This is a genomic window from Litorilinea aerophila, assembly GCF_006569185.2.
GTDB lineage: Bacteria > Chloroflexota > Anaerolineae > Caldilineales > Caldilineaceae > Litorilinea > Litorilinea aerophila.
Genome location: NZ_VIGC02000015.1, coordinates 1 through 17,140 on the forward strand (window position 1 = coordinate 1; position 17,140 = coordinate 17,140).

A 17,140-nucleotide genomic window follows, 5' to 3' on the forward strand; every position below is an offset into this window, starting at 1 on the left:
AGGTCCGGTCTCCTGGCCGGACAATGGAGCGACAGCGCTTCATGCACCCATGTCACGCAGGGATGCGCGACCTGCGTCGCAGGCCGCAGGTCCGGTCTCCTGGCCGGACAGTGGGGCGACAGCGCCTTCTGCCCCCCCGTCACGCAGGGATGCGTGACCTACGGTGCAGGCCGCAGGTCCGGTCTCCTGGCCGGACAATGGAGCGACAGCGCTTCATGCACCCATGTCACGCAGGGATGCGCGACCTGCGTCGCAGGCCGCAGGTCCGGTCTCCTGGCCGGACAGTGGGGCGACAGCGCCTCCTGCACCCCCGTCATGCAGGGATATAGAGGCGCACGGCCGCGCTTCTACTGATTATACGCCACAGGAGGCAGGCCGGACAAGAGACAAGGCGGGGTGGCGGGAGGTGGGATGTGTCCCAGACTCGTCAAAGGGACGACCCCCCGCGACGCCAAGCCCGTCCCTCGCCCCCCTCCCCAATCACGTGGAGCCGACATCCTGCCCTGAAAAAGAACGCAGATTCCGCTGTATTCATCCCCGCGGCGCAACGAAGTGGCACGAAGAACTCACATGCCGGGTCAGGCGATGACAGCGGTCAAATTCGCCAAAACGCCCCATTCGTGATAGATTGCTAGCGTGCATCCCGTTCTGGGGAACCTGCGTGGGAAGCCTGCCGCCGGGCAGCGCCTTCCCCACCCGCTGGTGAGGATGGTTTCTGGCATGATGGCCATAGCACGTCGACTCCTGAAATGGGTGCAGCCCCTGATGGTGGCTGTCGCCGCGCTCTTCATCGCCTTCCTGATCGTGGGGCAGTGGCAGGCCCTGCGCCAGCACGCCTGGCAGCTCCATGGCGGCTGGCTGGCCCTGGCCACTACCCTGCTGCTGGCTGCCTGGTCCCTGGAGATTGCCATCTGGCGCCATCTGCTGGCCCTGCTGGGGGGGCATCTTCCCCTGGATGTGGCAGGCCGCATCTGGTTTCTCAGCGCCGTGGTGCGCTATATTCCCGGCAACATCTGGCACCCCCTGAGCATGACCGTCTACGGCCAGCGCTGGGGCATCCGGCCCGAAGCCACCGTCACCAGCATCGCCCTCTACCAGGCCATCATCCTGCTGGCCGTGGCCCCCATCGCCGCCCTCTACTTTGCCCTCACCGGCAACTGGGGGCTGTTGACCAGCAGCCTGGGCAGCCTGACCCCCGGACTGGTGCCGCTCCTGTTGGCGCCGGTGGCCCTCTTCCTGTTGCGGCCCCAGTGGCTGCTGCACCTGACCAACTGGGGGCTGCGACGGCTGGGGCGCACCACCCTGGAGACCCGGCTGTCCAGCCGGCGGCTGTGCTGGCTGTTGACCCTGGCTGCAGGGGACTGGCTGCTGTGGGGAGGCTGTTTTGCCGCCCTGACCTTTGGCCTGGGCGACTACTCCGCCGCCCGCCTGGCCGAGCTGCTCCCCCATCTGGTGGCCGCCTACCCCATCGCCTATGCTGTGGGTTTCCTCAGCCTGCTCACGCCCAGCGGTTTTGGCGTGCGGGAGGGGGCGTTTCTGGTCCTGTTGGCCCCCCTGCTGGACGGCGCCGTGGTTACCGTCATTGCCCTGGCCATGCGCCTCTTCACGGCCGTGGGCGAGGCGGTCATGGCCCTGCTCAGCCTCCTGATGGAGCGCCACCAGGCCGCCCATGCCCTGGGCCTGGCACCCAGAAAGTAACGTCGAAGGAGCCATCGCGCCGCCGGGCGGGTCTCCCCCGCAGGTTGCGAGCATGCCCCGCCGGGTGGCGCGATGCCATTTGTCACGGAAATCGATGCAGGAGCGAGCGAAACAAGTCTTCTGGCTGGCGGTCGTCGCCTTCACCGTGCTGGGTTTTGGCCTGCGCCTCTACCGGCTGGAGGCCCAGAGCCTCTGGTACGACGAGGGGGTGACGGCGGATATTGCCCGGCGCAGCCTGGCGGAGTTGACCCGCTGGACGGCCGGCGACATCCAGCCGCCCCTCTACTACTACGTGGTGGCCGCCTGGGGCCGCCTGGCCGGCTGGAGCGAATGGAGCCTGCGCTTCCCGTCCGCCTTCTTCGGCACCCTCACCATCCCCCTGCTGGCCCTGCTGGCCAGGGAGGTAACCCGGCAGCGGCTGGCCGGCATCCTGGCCGCGGCCATCGGCGCCGTCCATCCGTTGCTCCTGTACTACAGCCAGGAAGCCCGCATGTACGCCATGTTGACCGCCCTGGGCGTCCTCCTGGGCTACCTGGTGGTGCATGGCGCCTGGCACCGGGAAGATCGCTGGCGCCACTGGACCAGCTATGTGCTGGTGGCCACGGCCGCGGTCTACACCCACTATTTCGCCTTCTTTTTGCTCCTGGCCCTGGGTGTCACCTTCCTGCTGGACCACTGGCTGGGCAACTGGCTGACGGGCCGGCACCTGCGGGCGCTGGCCGCGGGGCGTCCCCAGCCGGGGCTGGATCCGGCCCGGCCCTCTCCGTTTACCCCATTTCTGCTGGGCAACGGCGCCGTCCTGGGCCTCTACCTGCCCTGGTTCACCGTGCTCCTGAACCGGCTCTCGGTGGACTCCAGCTACTGGGAAGGAAGCCTGAAGCTGTGGGAGGCCCTGCGCCATGTGGCCATCAGCTTCGTTGCCGGAGAGACCGTGCTGGAGGCAGAGGCGGTCCGCCTGCTGTTGCCCTATGGGCTCATCACCCTGGTGGCCATGGCCGCGCTGCTCTGGCGGGGAAACCACCGCTGGCGGGTGGTCCACTACGGCCTCCTGTGGCTGATCCTGCCCCTGCTGGCCATCCTGATCCTGGCCGCCATGGTGCCCAAGTTCAACGCCCGCTACGCCATGATCGCGCTGCCCGGTCTGATCCTGTTGTGGAGTGGGGGGCTGGCAGAGCTCATGGCGCCGGCCGCCCATCCCCTCGCGGACAGGCGGGCCGGCCTTTTGGCGGCCTACCTGCCCACCAGCCTGGGCCTGCTGTTGTCCCTGCCCCTCTTCCTGGGCTTCCTCTACGCCGACCGCAACTGGTTCTACGACCCGGCCTTCACCAAGGCGGAATGGCGCCAGGTGAGCCAGTTCATCCGCCAGCGCATGGACGAAGAACGGGCGGCCGGCCAGGCGGTCTCCCCGCTGGTGGTTCTGGTGAGTGGCCATGCCTGGCCCGTCTGGAACTACTACGCGCCCGACATGCCCCCCCTGCGCCTTCCCCAGTTGGAGATCCTGGACGTCAACGCGGTGCTGGACTTTGCCGAGACGGCCCAGGCCCTGCGCACCGCGCTGCGGGGGAAGACCGACGTCTGGCTGGTGGAATGGCAGCACGACGTGGTGGATCCCATGAACCTGGTGCCCCTGCAGCTCCAGCTGGCCGGGCGGGAGGAGCGGATCAAGCGGGAGTTCTGGCACATCCAGCTGCGCCACTACACCCAGATCCACGCCGAGAAGGTGTTGATGCGCTCGCCGGCGGTGACGCCCGAAAGCATCAACTTCGGCAACCAGATCTACCTGTTGGACTACACGGTCGCGGCCAACGGTGACCTGCTGCTCTTCTGGCAGCTCCATCCCCAGCACAGCGAGCCGCCGCCGGACCTCCACATCACCGGCAACACCTTCACCGCCGATGGCATCCCCTTCTTTCGCATGGAAGATCGCCGGCCGGCCGGGTACCCCTACCCCACCTTCCGCTGGCGGCCCGACCAGGTGACCGTGGGGCGCATCCCGGCCGATGAGTGGGCCGGCCCTGGCGCGCTGCCGGGCACCTACCGCTTCCGCCTGGGGGTCTACGAGGCCGAAGGCGACCTCACCGGGCTGGACATCCTGGGGCGGCAGGGGCAGCCCCTGGGCAAGCACGTGATCCTGGACGCCGACCTGCCCCAGGCCACCCGGGGACCCGACGAGATGGACAAGGCGGCCGCGGTCCAGCTCATTCCCGATCTCTTCATTCAGGCCTCTACCCTGGCAGAAGAGGCCGAGCCTGGCCAGGCCTTCGGCCTGGAGATCCACTGGTATGCAGAGGAGAAGATGCCGGGCGATTACCGGCTGCGGGTCCGCTGGCGCCAGCGTAGCGACAACCGCCTGGTGGGCGAGCAGGAGCTGCCCATGCCCACCACCCTGCCCACCAGCCAGTGGGAAGACGACCAGCGCATCCGCACCATCCACCAGCTGCGGCCGCCCCTCAACCTAGCGCCGGACGACTACTGGCTGGAGGTGGGGCTGACGGCGCCGGAGAGCACCTTTGCCCGGCTACCCTTCCGGGTCCTGGGCAGTACCCGCCTCTTCACGCCGCCCCCCTTTGCCACGCCCGTCGGCGAGGATTTCGGCGGCGTCCTGCGCCTGCTGGGGATCATCGAGCCCCTGGCGGCGACCGTGCCGGCCCGGGACCAGATGGTCTTTACCCTGGTCTGGCAGGCCCTGGACCGCCCCGCCGCGGACTACAGCACCAGCATCCAGTGGCTGGGGTCGGACGGCAAGCCCGCCGCCCAGGTGGACCTGAGCCTGCCCGGCGGGTCGTCCAACTGGATCCCCCAGCAGGTGGAATTGCAGACCCTGATCACGGCCGCCCCTGCGGAGCCCGGCGACTACCGGCTGGTGGTGGTGGTTTATGACGCCAATGGAGAAAACCTGCCCCGCCTGTTGACCCACCAGGGCCGTGATATGCTGGAGCTGGGGACGGTGTCGGTGACGCCGTGACCCGCTCCGATGCCGTTCGAACGCGGCGTCGGCATCCTGCCCTGAAAAAATGGCACACGGATGGACACGGATTGGCAGGTCGGTCTCCGGGCCGGACATCCGCACCCAACGGGACGGGACCCCATGTCACGCATCCCTGCGTGACCTGCTACAGTAGGACGGAGCCGCATCTGAGGATGCCCACTCCACCAAGGGAAACAGGTGAAAGCGATGAGCCGAGATGAACGGATCGACGGCATGACCAACGCCGTGACCCGGCCGGCAGCCCGCCCCCCGGCCGATACGGCGGCCGGGGATGGCGGCCAGAAGGCCATCCCCGCCGGCCTGAACTTTTCCGTGCCCAAAGCGGTGGCGCCTCGGCCGGTGCCAGCCGACGCCGGGCTGGATGACCCCACCCTGTACTTCAACCAGGAGCTGAGCTGGATCGACTTCAACTGGCGGGTGCTGGCCATGGCCCTGGACGAACGCACGCCCCTCCTGGAGCGGGTCCGCTTCCTGGCCATCACCGCCAGCAACCTGGACGAATTCACCCAGAAGCGCATCGGTGGCCTGAAACGACAGGAAGCCGCCGGCGTCCGTCGCCTGAGCCTGGACGGGCGCACCCCTTCGGAACAGCTGGCCCTCCTCCGCCAGGCCATCCTGGTGATGCATCGCACCATGACCGCCACCTGGGAGGAAACCCTGCGCCCCCTCCTGCGGGAGCAGGCCGGGGTGGAAATCTGCCGCTACGAAGATCTCCACCCCCATCAGCAGGAACAGCTCTACGCCTACTTCCGCCGTCAGATCTACCCCATCCTGACGCCCCTGGCCGTGGATCCGGGCCACCCGTTCCCGTTCATCTCCAACCTGAGCCTCTCCCTGGCCATCATCCTGCGCCACGGCCGGCGGGAGAGCACCCACTTCGCCCGGGTCAAAATTCCGGTGAAGCGCTGGGTGGAGGTGCCGCCCCCCCCAGATGCCGGGAAAGATGACTCCATCCGCTACCGCTTCCTGCCGGTGGAACAGCTGATCGCCCACCACATCGGCGAACTTTTCCCGGGCATGGAGGTGGTGAGCGTCCACCCCTTCCGCATCACCCGCAACGCCGACATCCTGCGGGACGAAGAGGAGGCCGACGACCTGCTGCAGATGATCTCCGAGGAGCTGCGGGAGCGCCGCTTTGCGCCTGTGGTCCGGCTGGAGGTGGACCAGGCCATGCCTGAGTACGACCGGGAGCTGCTCATCCGGGAGCTGGACCTGGTGCCCGACGATGTCTACGAAGTGAACGGTATGCTGGACCTGACCGACTGCTTTGCCATCGCCGACCTGAACCTGCCCCACCTGAAGTTCGAGCCGTGGGAGCCGGCCATCCCCTATGTGCTCCTCCACGAGGGGGAGACCAAGGAGACCCGGGACATCTTTGCCATCATCCGCCGGGGGGATCTGCTCATCCACCACCCGTATGAGTCATTCACGGCCAGCACCCAGCGCCTCATCGAGGAGGCCGCCGCGGACCCCAAGGTGCTGGCCATCAAGCAGACCATCTACCGCACGTCGGACGAGTCGCCCATTGTCAAGGCGCTGATCCAGGCCAGCGAACGGGGCAAACAGGTGGCCGTGCTGGTGGAGGTCAAGGCCCGCTTTGACGAGGCCAACAACATCGAATGGGGCCGCATGCTGGAAAACTCGGGCGTCCACGTGGCCTATGGCCTGGTGGGCCTGAAGACCCACGCCAAGGCGACCCTCATCGTGCGCCGAGAAGGAGACACCCTGCGCACCTACTGCCACATCGGCACGGGCAACTACAACCCCAAGACGGCCCAGCTCTACACCGACCTGAGCTACTTCACCTGCAAGCCGGCCCTGGGGCGGGATCTGGTCAACCTCTTCCACTACCTCACCGGCTACGCGCCGGACCAGCGCTATGAGCAGGCCCTGGTCGCGCCTCAACAGATGCGGGGCCGCTTTCACCAGCTCATTGAAAACGAGATCCGCTTCCAGCAGGAGCACGGCAACGGCCGCATCATCGCCAAGATGAACGCCCTGGACGACAGCCGCATCATCCAGGACCTCTACCGGGCCTCCCAGGCCGGCGTCCAGATCGACCTGATCGTGCGGGGCCACTGCTGTCTCCGGCCCCAGCTCCCCGGCTACAGCGACAACATCCGGGTCATCAGCATCCTGGGGCGCTTCCTGGAGCACGACCGCATCTACTACTTCCACAACAACGGCGAGCCCCTGGTCTTCCTGGGCAGCGCAGATTGGCGCACCCGCAACCTGAAATACCGGGTGGAGCTCATCACGCCGGTCCATGAGCCGGCCCTGCAGCAGCGGCTGATCCGCATCCTGGAGATGGCCCTGGAGGACAACCGCCTGGCCTGGGATCTGGACGCGGAGGGCCGCTACACCCTGCGGATGCCGCCTTCTCCCCAGGAGACGCGGAATTTCCAGGAGCGATTGATGCAACTGGCCATCCAGCGGGCGCGAAAACCCCTGGTCCTGTGACGGCCTTCCTGCCGGCGAGCCCGCACCCCTTGCCGTAGGTCCGGCCTCCCGGCCGGACAGCGGTGCCGGGGCCCCTGTCACGCAAGGAGGGGTGACCTGCCTCCCTGCACGGACCACCCCCTTCCTGCCGGCGAGCCCGCGCCCCTCCTCGTAGGTCCGGCCTCCCGGCCGGACAGCGGTGCCGGGGGCCCTGTCACGCAAGGAGGGGTGACCTGCCTCCCTGCACGGACCACCCCCTTCCTGCCGGCGAGCCCGCACCCCTTGCCGTAGGTCCGGCCTCCCGGCCGGACAGCGGTGCCGGGGGCCCTGTCACGCAAGGAGGGGTGACCTGCCTCCCTGCACGGACCACCCTTTTTTACAGAGGAATCATGCATCTGGCTCCGGTGCGGAACCCGGGATCCGCCTGGGATCCAACATCTGGTCCACGTGCATCCACAGGATGCGGGAATAGCGGAAGACCAGGGGCCAGAGGAGCAGGATCTCCGCCGCCATCACCCCGGTGAACAAGGCGGTGGACGCGCCCGTCAGGTAGAGGTACAGGGCCGAAGGTGCCAGCACCACAAAGCCCAGGGCATAGGCGAAGAACATGGCGTTGAGGAAAAATCCCGTCTCCCGCTCGAACTGGATGCCACAGCGGGGGCAGGTCTTGTGCATGTGCAGGAGCCCGTCAAAGGGCTTCCCTTCCAGGCAGACGGGGCAACGCTGGAGGAGGATGGCCAACAGGCGATTGCGGCTGGCCGAAATGGGCTGACGGGTATCTTGGTTCAAGGGACATCACTCCGAAATGGGCCACAGGCGTTCGTGCCTGTGGCCCACCAGTGCAGTACAAGCTTACCCAGAGGCATCAGGACGGCTCTTCCCCTGGCTTTCTCCTCTGCAAGAGAGGCGCGCTACTTTTTGCTGACCGCGACGGTGATCCTGGCGTCGCCCAGCTCGAAAGTGGTCTGGGGCAGGTGGGCCGGGATGGCGTCTCCCTGGCCCGGGTGAACCTGGACCAGGTCCACCGTCAGGGTCTCCTCCCGGATGTAGTCGCCGAAGTGCTCCAGCACCTCGTGGATCAGATCCGAATCGGCGATGTAGGTGACGATGCGGTCGCTGATCTCCAGGTCCGCGTCCTTGCGCAGTTGTTGGATCCGGCGGACCAGCTCCCGGGCGTAGCCTTCCTGCTCCAGGGCCTTGTCGATCTCCGTGGTGACGGCCACCAGATAGCCGCCCCCTTCGGCCACGCTGTAGCCCATGCGGGGGGTGGTGCGCACCTCCACATCCTCGGGCGTGACCTGGTAGGTGGTGCCATCCACCTGGATCTCCACCGTTTCGCCGGCCTGGAAGCGGGCGGCCAGCTCGGCCTGGTCCATCTGGGCCATGGCCTGGCGGATCTTGGGGTAGCCGGCGCCGTACTTCTGCCCCAGCTGTCGGGGGTAGGGGAAGACCTGGACATCCACCAGGTCGCCCGCAGCATCGGCGAAGGCCAGGCTCTTGACGTTCAGCTCCTCCAGGACCAGCTGCTGCAGCCGTTCCAGGCTGGCCCGTTCTTCGGGCTGGCGCACCCGGACCACCACCTGGGCCAGGGGCTGGCGCACCTTGAGGTTGGCGGCCTGCCTGGCCGAATGGCCCAGGCTGGTGATGCGCTGGACAAAGGCCATGTCCGCGTTCAGCCGCTCGTCGATGAGCTTTTCCTGCACCCGAGGCCAGCGGCTCAGGTGCACCGAGTCCGGCGCGCTGGGGTCCACGCCCACCACCAGGTTCTGGTAGAGGGTTTCGGCAATGAAGGGCGTGGTGGGCGCCAGCAAGTGGCTCAGGGTGACCAGCACGTGGTGGAGGGTGTTCAGGGCCTCCGGCTGGCCATCCCAGAAGCGGCGCCGGCTGAGGCGCACGTACCAGTTGCTCAGGTCGTCCACGAAGGCAGCGATGGGCCGGGTGACACCCAGGACGTCGTAGTTCTCCATGGCCGTGGTCACATCCCGCACCAGCCGATGGAGCTCCGACAGCACCCAGCGGTCCAACAGGTGCTCGCTGAGGGGCTGGGCCGGGCCGTCGAGGACGTCGGGGGCCGGCTGCCAGTCGCTCAGGTTGGCGTAGGTGACGAAGAAGCTATAGGTGTTCCACAGGGTGTTCATGAACTTGCGCACCGTCTCGCCCACCAGGTTCACGCTGAAACGGCGGCTGTTGCCGGGCGGGCTGGCGGTGTACATGTTCCAGCGGGTGGCGTCCGCGCCGTGGACGTTGAAGACCTCCCACGGGTCCACCACATTGCCCCGGGATTTGCTCATCTTGCTGCCGTCTTCGGCCAGGATGTGGCCCAGGCAGATGACATTCTTGAAGGCAGGCCGGTCAAAGAGGAGGGTGCTCACCGCGTGCAGGGTGTAGAACCAACCCCGGGTCTGGTCGATGGCCTCGCAGATGTAGTCGGCCTGCTTCTGTTGCTCCCACAGCTCCTGGTTTTCAAACGGGTAGTGCCACTGGGCCACGGGCATGGAGCCGCTGTCGAACCAGCAGTCGGCCACTTCCGTGACCCGGCGCATGGTGCCGCCGTCTGGCGCCGGCCAGGTGAGCTGATCCACGTAGGGGCGGTGGAGATCCAGGTCGGTCAGCTTGCGGCCCACCTTTTCTTCCAGCTCGGCGATGGAGCCGATGCACTCCATGTAGGTGCTGCCCGGCGCGTCGCTGCGCCAGATGGGCAGGGGCGTCCCCCAGTAGCGGTCCCGCCCCAGGGCCCAGTCCACGTTGTTCTCCAGCCAGTTGCCGAAGCGCCCCTCTTTGATGTGCTCCGGATACCAGTTGATCTCCCGGTTGAGCGCGACCAGCCGATCCCGGAACTGGCTGGTGCGGATGTACCAGGTCTCCTTGGCGTAGTAGAGCAGGGGGGAATCGCAGCGCCAGCAGAAGGGATAGGTATGCTCGTAGGTGCCGGCCTTGTAGAGCAGCCCCCGGCTGGCCAGCTCCTCCTGGATGGCAGGGTCGGCATCCTTGACGAAGAGGCCAGCCCACGGTTTGACTTCCGGCTTGAAGGTGCCGTCCGGCTGGATGGTCTGGATGATGGGCAGGCCGTTCTGCCGCCCCACCTCCATGTCGTCGGCACCGAAGGCAGGCGCGATGTGGACGATGCCGGTGCCGTCGTCAGTGCTGACGAAGTCGCCGGCCACCACGTAGGCGTAATCTTCCTCCACCGGGAAGAAGCGGTAGAGGGGCTCGTACCGCTTGCCCAGCAGGTCCCGGCCCTTCATGCGGGCCAGCACCTGGTAGCCCGGCTCCAGGGCAGTCTCGGCCAGGGAAGCGGCCAGGTAGAGGCGGGCGCCGCTCACATCCTGCACCAGGACGTAGTCGATCTCCTCACCCACGGCCAGGGCCACGTTGCCGGGCAGGGTCCAGGGGGTGGTGGTCCAGACCAGGAAGAAGGTGTTCTCCTCGCCCAGAACCGGGAATTTGACGTAAACGCTGGGATCGATGGTCCCTTCCCGGTAGCCCTGGGCCAGCTCATGGCTGCTCAGGGGCGTGCCACAGCGGGGGCAGTAGGGCACCACCTTGTAGCCCTGGTAGAGGAGGTTGCGATCCCAGAACTGCTTCAAGATCCACCAGAGGGATTCGATGTATTCGTTGTGGAAGGTGACGTAGGCGTTCTTCAGGTCCACCCAGAAGGCCATGCGCTCGGTGAGCCGCTCCCAATCCCGGATGTACTCCATGGCCGAGGCCCGGCAGCGGCGGTTGAATTCCTCCACGCCGAACTCTTCGATCTGCTGCTTGCCGCTCAGGCCCAGCTGCTTTTCCACCTCAATTTCCACGGGCAGGCCATGGGTATCCCATCCCCCCCGGCGCAGGACATGATACCCCTGCATGGTCTTGTAGCGGGGGAAGATGTCCTTGAAGGCCCGGGCCAGCACGTGATGGATGCCCGGCCGGCCATTGGCTGTGGGCGGGCCTTCAAAGAAGACGTACTCGGGTCCGCCCTCCCGCTCCCGCATGCTGCGCTGGAAAACGTCCCGTTCCCGCCAGAGCTGGAGGATCTCTTCTTCCAGCTCCGGGTAGTTGACCACAGAGTTGACGCTCTTGAACTTCACTTGGGTCGTGGTTGCCATGGTAATTATCCTGTGCCTCCTCCCGAAGAGCTATCCCTGTCACAGTTCATTTTCAGGCCGGGTCATTCCCGGGGCCCCAGCCCGGCCAGCCCATCCGGCGGGGTCCAGCCCCAACCCAACCGATAGAGTCCCCGCTCCACCCAGATGGCATAGCTGCTGTGGGCCCACTCCTCCGGGCGCGCCACCTGGCCATGGCGGACCGGGTCATAGTGGATGTAGTCCAGATGCAGGCGCTGTTGCTCCTCTCCCCGCACTTGACAGAGCTGGTAGCCCGTCTGCCAGACCAGCACAGGCTCGGGCATGCCCAGCAGCTGCTGGTAATCCCGGGCGAAGCGCTGCTGCACCGCAGCCACGATGCGATGGACGGTGGCGGGGGGCTGGGGCTTCATCAGCCAGTGGAAGTGATCCGGCAGGATCACGTAGCCCACGGTCAGGAAGGGCCACCGCTGCTTGATGCCATTCAGCACGGTACGCAACAGGTGTACGGCCGTCCCATCGGCCAGGACGGGCTCGCGGCGAAAGGTCCGGCAAGTGACGAAGAGCGTCTCATCTGGCAGGTATCGCCGATAGTCGGCCATCGCCCATCCCCTTCACCCAACTTCTGACCGCGGGTCCATCCTCCAGCCGTCCCTGTCGCCGACGGGACAGGGGATCAAAAAAAGCCCTCCCCACAACGGGGACGGGCTTCAAGTCCGCGGTACCACCCCGGTTCCCATGGACCAGCCTTTCTGGCCATGGACACCTCGCTGCAGAGCCTGCCGGGCCCCTCGCCCGTACATGAGTCTGCCGTGGCGGTAACGTGCCACAACCCCGGCGACGCCTACTGGGCCCTTTTGCCCATCGGTGGACAAAAGGGCCGTTCAGGTCGCAGCTCCGGAGGGATTTTCCGCGCCGCCGGTGTGACCTGGCTTCCACCGTCCCAGGCTCGCTGTGCCCCTGGCCGGCGCGTACTCGTCTCCATCAACGCTATTGTGCGCTATTGTGATCGTTGCTTCTATTGTACTCGCTGTTTTACGATGGTTTCAGCGCGCTGCCACCGCGCGCCTTCCAGCGCAAAACTGGCTGAGAGTCTACCACGGGGGGCAGGCGTTGTCAAGCTTTGCAGAATTTTGCCCAGGATTGTGCGGCGTGGCGCTGGCACCCCGTCGATCCGGCCACCTCCGGCGGGCCGGAGATCCGTCCTACCCATGGGGACCCAATCGGTGCAGCCTCCTGCGCCTAAGAAACTCCCTCGCTTAAGAAGAGGTGGCCCCTGCGGGGCGGCCTGCGGCCTTGCGGCTCACCGAGGAGCGGTGAAACCGACTCTGGCGGCGAGGGGCATGGGAACCGGCAGCGCTGCGGCGACGCCGGCGGGCGTGACGTGTCTGCGCCTGGGAAGCCTGGCTCCCGTAGCGCTCTGGCATGAAATCGCCGTAGTCCAGGCCGGCCAACTGGCGGCGCTCGATGGTGGCCCCCAGAACCCGCTCGATGTCCCGCACCATGCCCTCATCGCCTTGTTCGGCGAAGGTAAAGGCCTCGCCGGTCTGGTGGGCACGGCCTGTGCGGCCAATGCGATGGGTATAGGCGTCCACTGTGTTGGGCATGTCGAAATTGATCACGTGGCTGATCTCGGCCACGTCGATCCCCCGGGCCGCGATGTCGGTGGCCACCAGGATGTCGTAGCGGCCCTTCCGGAAGCCGTTTAGCGCCGCCTGGCGGCGATTCTGGGTCATGTTGCCCTGCAGGGCAGCGACGCGGTACCCCTCCCGATCCAGCGTCTGGGCCAGGTTGCGGGCACGCCGCTTGGTGCGGGTGAAGACCAGGACACGCCCTGTGGCCAGGCGGGGCAACAGGGAGAGCAGGAGCCTCTCCTTCAGCCGCCCCGGCACCGGGTAGAGCGCGTGATCCACCGTCTCGGCGGGCGCGGTCATCCCGATTTGGACCGTGACCGGGTTATCCAGGATCTGGTCGGCGAGCAGGCGGATCTCCTCCGGCATGGTGGCCGAGAAGAAGAGGGTCTGGCGTTGGGTGGGCAGATGGGTGAGGATGCGCCGGATGTCGGGCAAAAAGCCCATGTCGCACATGCGATCAGCCTCATCCAGAATCAACACTTCCACGCCGGACAGGTCCAGCTGGCCATCGCCCAGGTGGTCCAGGAGGCGACCCGGGCAGGCCACAATCACCTCTGGACCACGGCGCAGGGCGGCGCTTTGGGCCCGTTTGCTTACCCCGCCATAGATGGTGACGCTGCGTACTTTGGTCCGCTTGCCCAGCACGGTGCAGGCCTCGTGGATCTGTTCGGCCAGCTCCCGGGTCGGGGCGATAATCAGCACCCGGGGACGCCGCAGGGGGCCCTGGGTCAGGCGCTGCAACACAGGCAGCATGAACGCGGCCGTCTTGCCCGTGCCGGTCTGGGCCAGCCCCAGGACATCTCGTCCCTGGAGCACCAGGGGAATCGCCTGTTGTTGGATGGGGGTGGGGGTCACAAATCCAGCGGCATCAATACCGGCGAGGATGCGCGCGTCGAGGGAAAAATCGGTAAAATTCACGTAAAGTACTCCTTGACTCGATGGTCACTGCATTGAGCCAAGTCGCACCCTCAGCCCGATGACAAATTGAATGGATGGCAAACTTCGTTGCCGATTGTACGGCGAGCCCGCTGGCTGCCGTCTGATGGCCCGGGTAAACCCGTTGGATCTCCGCCGGACAAACCCAGTGTAACAGAGGACGGGCCTTTTCCCTAATTTCCCGGTGGCCCAAATCCACAAGACTCGCATGGAAGCGGCAAGATGGGCAGGCCGCGCCGCGCCCCTGTACCCTGGCTTCGTTGACATTCGCCCCCCCTGCCGGTAAGATACCCGTGCAACATCTGGCGCCTTCCCGGACGCCGAGGGCAGGGCAGGGAAATTCGCCTGCACCTCCTGCCGGCAGACGGGCTCCTGGCGGGACTTTACCAACAAGCAGCCCAGAGCGCCCGGATTTTTCCCGCCAAAGGCGGGAACCGCGCCGGGCAGGTCATGAATATGTCACTGTTTGCTGAACTGCTGATCCTTTTCCTTTTACTGGCCGCCAATGGCTTTCTCGCCATGTCCGAGCTGGCCGTCGTCTCGGCACGTCGGGCACGGCTGCAACAGATGGCGGAAGAAGGCCATGCTGGGGCCCGGCTCGCCCTGGAGCTGGTGGACGCGCCGGGCCGCTTCCTCTCCACCGTCCAGATTGGTATCACCCTGGTGGGCATCGTCGCCGGTGCCTTCGGCGGCGTGACCCTTTCGGACAACCTGGAACGCTTTCTGGGCAACGTTCCCCTGCTGGCGCCCTACAGCCGGCCCCTGGCGGTCACCGTGGTGGTGGCCGGCATCACCTACCTCTCCCTGGTCCTGGGGGAGCTGCTCCCCAAACGCCTGGCCCTGCGCAACGCCGAAGGCATCGCCGCCTCGGTGGCGGGCATCATGGCGCGCCTGGCGGCCCTGGCTGCGCCCCTGGTCAGCCTCCTCAGCGTCTCCACCGACCTGATCTTGAAACTCTTCGGCATCCAACCCCTCCAGGAACCGACCATTTCGGAAGAGGAAATCCGCCTCATGCTGGAACAGGGCGCCCAGACCGGTGTGTTTGAGCCCCTGGAGGAAGAGATTGTGGGGCAGGTCTTCCGCCTGGCCGACCGTAAGATCAGCGCGCTGATCACCCCCCGGCCGGAGATCGTCTGGATCGACATCCACGACTCACCCGACGTGATTCGGGACAAGGTCCTGAGCAGTGGGCGCTCCCGCTTTCCCGTGGCCGATGGCTTCCTGGACAACGTGGTGGGCATCGTCCTGGCCAAGGACCTGCTGGCCCAGTGTATGTCCGGCCAACCCCTGGACATCCAGGCGGTGATGCGTCCGGCCCTCTTCGTACCGGAGAGCATGCCCGCGCTGAACGTCATCGAGCGCTTCAAGGAGACCCGCTCCAAGATCGCGCTGGTCATCGACGAGTTCGGCGGCGTGGAAGGGCTGGTCACCATGGACGACATCATGGAGGCCATCGTCGGTGAGATCCCCGGCCCCGATGAGATCGAAGAGGTGGAGGCCGTGCAGCGGGATGACGGCTCCTGGCTCATCGATGGCCTCTTCCCCCTGGACGACTTCAAAGAGTTGCTCCAGTTGCCGGATCTCCCCGAGGATGTGGAAGGCCACTACCAGACCATGGGCGGCCTGGTCATGGCCATCCTGGGGCAGGTTCCCAAGGTGGGCGACGTGGTGGACTGGCAGAATCTGCGCATCGAGGTGGTGGACATGGACGGCCGCCGGGTGGACAAAGTCCTGGTGCGGCCCCTTCCGCCCCCCGACAGCGGGGAGCAGAAGGCAGCCGCCTGAACTTCGGAGCCGTCACGCCTCCGGGTAGATCACGTGGCTGTTGTAGGGGATGATGAGGGGACGGGGGCCGTCGGCGGGGAACTGGGCAGCCCATTCCGCCGGATCGTAGTTGCGTTTGACAAAACAGGCGTAGTGGGCCGGCACGGCCGTGCGCAGACCCAGCGCCCGGGCCATCTTGACCGAGCCGTCAAAGAAGGGGAATTCCCCTTCGGTGGGATGGGTGGTGAGCAGGCCGATCTCCGGCTGCAGGGCCCGGATGGGTGCGAGGAGTTCCTCATGGTCGGCGAAGGTGTTGATGGGGTCGCCGGAAATGTAGATCCGCACCGGGCCGGCCTCCAGCACGTAGCCCAGATGCTGGACATCCGGAGCCGGGATGCCGTCTTCGGGTGCGCCCTGGGGAGGCTTGGCCCACACGGCGTGGGCGCGCATGGTGCCCAAAGTCGCCTGCTCGCCAGCCGCGAGGGTGGTCAGCAACGAAGCGGGGATACCATGTTCCGCCATGTTGGCCACGCTCTCGGACGGCCCCACAAAGCGGCACTGGGGAAACGCAGCATGGATACGCAACAGGGACTCGATACAGGTGTGATCCCTGTGATTGTGGGTCAACAGGACAAAGTCGGTGGGCAGGGTGGCCTCGTCCAGAGGGGGCTGGGAGTGGATGAAGCGGTCGGCGGGCCGCTCCCGCGGGAAGTACGGGTCCACCTGGACGACGGTTCCGGCCTCATCCTTGAAAGCGAAGGAGCTCTGTCCGAACCAGTGAATGGCCACCTTTCCCGCCGGCACGGCCAGGTCGGTCAATGGATGCATGGGAAACCTCCGTAGTATTAGTCCGAAGTCTGGAGTCCGGAGTTCGAAGTCCGGGGTACACTGGATAATCACCTTGAAAAACGTGAGCACAAGGATACGGCATGTCTAGCCAGGAAGGCGTTATCAAATTTCGACTTGAATTTACTCCTGGGCCGCCCCTGCCTGCCGAAGGCCTGCAAGAGATCAACCACTGGCGCCAGCTTCTCTACGGCCGGCGGCTCATCGGCCAGGATCCGGGTCGCTACGGCGGTTACGGCTTCGGCAATATCAGCCGGCGGCTCCCGCCCTTCCCCGCGGAGCCAGGCAGACGGCGCTTCGTCATCAGCGGCACCCAGACCGGCCACCTGGAGACCCTGGGGCCCCAGCATTATGCCATTGTTACCGGATGGGATCCAGACCAGAACCTGGTGATTGCCCAGGGCCCCATCCGCCCTTCATCCGAATCCCTGACCCACGGCACCGTCTACGACCAGGATGAAACCATCCGCTGGGTGATGCATGTCCACTCCCCAGAGCTGTGGCAACAGGCTTCCCAGCTGGGCCTGCCCACCACCGCGGCCCATGTGCCCTATGGGACGCCAGCCATGGCCCGGGAGGTGGAGCGACTCTTCCGGGAGACGGACGTGCGCCACCGGGGCATCTTTGCCATGGGCGGCCACGAGGACGGCATCGTGGCCTTCGGCGCCACGGCCGAAGAAGCGGGGATGGTCCTGCTGGACACACTGGCAGCCACCGTGACAAGTGGCCGGCCTGGGGCCGATGATTGAAATCATCGGCTGACA

The 17,140-nt window shown here is 66.2% G+C and carries 10 protein-coding genes; 5 read left to right on the forward strand and 5 right to left on the reverse strand.

Translation table 11 applies throughout. The features are described from left to right. The first annotated feature begins 720 nt into the window (after positions 1–720). From FKZ61_RS12700 to ppk1, 3 genes are all read left to right on the forward strand, one after another. Complete coding sequence (locus FKZ61_RS12700) at positions 721–1,698, forward strand: lysylphosphatidylglycerol synthase domain-containing protein (protein WP_170199640.1); 978 nt, start codon at positions 721–723, stop codon at positions 1,696–1,698. 94 nt (positions 1,699–1,792) lie between these two features. Then, entirely contained in the window at positions 1,793–4,663 is a 2,871-nt protein-coding gene (locus FKZ61_RS12705; RefSeq protein WP_170199642.1) for a glycosyltransferase family 39 protein, read from the forward strand. A gap of 210 nt (positions 4,664–4,873) precedes the next feature. Continuing rightward, complete coding sequence (gene ppk1 / locus FKZ61_RS12710; protein WP_229964236.1) at positions 4,874–7,147, forward strand: polyphosphate kinase 1; 2,274 nt, start codon at positions 4,874–4,876, stop codon at positions 7,145–7,147. 366 nt (positions 7,148–7,513) lie between these two features. On the opposite strand, the gene FKZ61_RS12715 is transcribed toward ppk1, so the two are convergent. The 4 genes from FKZ61_RS12715 to FKZ61_RS24300 all read right to left on the reverse strand — a co-directional run bounded on the left by FKZ61_RS12715 (position 7,514) and on the right by FKZ61_RS24300 (position 13,748). Beyond that, complete coding sequence (locus FKZ61_RS12715; RefSeq protein ID WP_141610505.1) at positions 7,514–7,915, reverse strand: DUF983 domain-containing protein; 402 nt, start codon at positions 7,913–7,915, stop codon at positions 7,514–7,516. Positions 7,916–8,037: 122 nt separating this feature from the next. Next, the gene (gene ileS, locus FKZ61_RS12720) at positions 8,038–11,220 is read right to left on the reverse strand and encodes an isoleucine--tRNA ligase (RefSeq protein ID WP_141610506.1); all 3,183 of its coding nucleotides are present in this window, start codon (positions 11,218–11,220) and stop codon (positions 8,038–8,040) included. A gap of 62 nt (positions 11,221–11,282) precedes the next feature. Further along, complete coding sequence (locus tag FKZ61_RS12725) at positions 11,283–11,798, reverse strand: REP-associated tyrosine transposase (protein ID WP_141610507.1); 516 nt, start codon at positions 11,796–11,798, stop codon at positions 11,283–11,285. A 657-nt stretch (positions 11,799–12,455) separates the two neighbouring features. After that, a complete protein-coding gene (locus tag FKZ61_RS24300) occupies positions 12,456–13,748 on the reverse strand; it encodes a DEAD/DEAH box helicase (RefSeq protein ID WP_141610508.1) in 1,293 nt (430 codons plus the stop codon). Positions 13,749–14,222: 474 nt separating this feature from the next. On the opposite strand from FKZ61_RS24300, the gene FKZ61_RS12735 reads away from it, so the two are divergent. Next, the gene (locus tag FKZ61_RS12735; protein WP_141610509.1) at positions 14,223–15,551 is read left to right on the forward strand and encodes a hemolysin family protein; all 1,329 of its coding nucleotides are present in this window, start codon (positions 14,223–14,225) and stop codon (positions 15,549–15,551) included. Positions 15,552–15,563: 12 nt separating this feature from the next. Here the strand turns inward: FKZ61_RS12735 and FKZ61_RS12740 are convergent, their stop codons facing one another. Next, positions 15,564–16,358 carry an MBL fold metallo-hydrolase gene (locus FKZ61_RS12740; protein ID WP_141610510.1) on the reverse strand — a complete coding sequence of 265 codons (795 nt, stop codon included), beginning with the start codon at positions 16,356–16,358 and terminating at the stop codon, positions 15,564–15,566. 101 nt (positions 16,359–16,459) lie between these two features. Here FKZ61_RS12740 and FKZ61_RS12745 point away from each other — a divergent pair, with 101 nt between their 5' ends. Then, on the forward strand, positions 16,460–17,125 hold the full coding sequence (locus FKZ61_RS12745) for a class II aldolase/adducin family protein (protein ID WP_141610511.1): 666 nt from the start codon (positions 16,460–16,462) through the stop codon (positions 17,123–17,125). Positions 17,126–17,140: the final 15 nt, after the last annotated feature.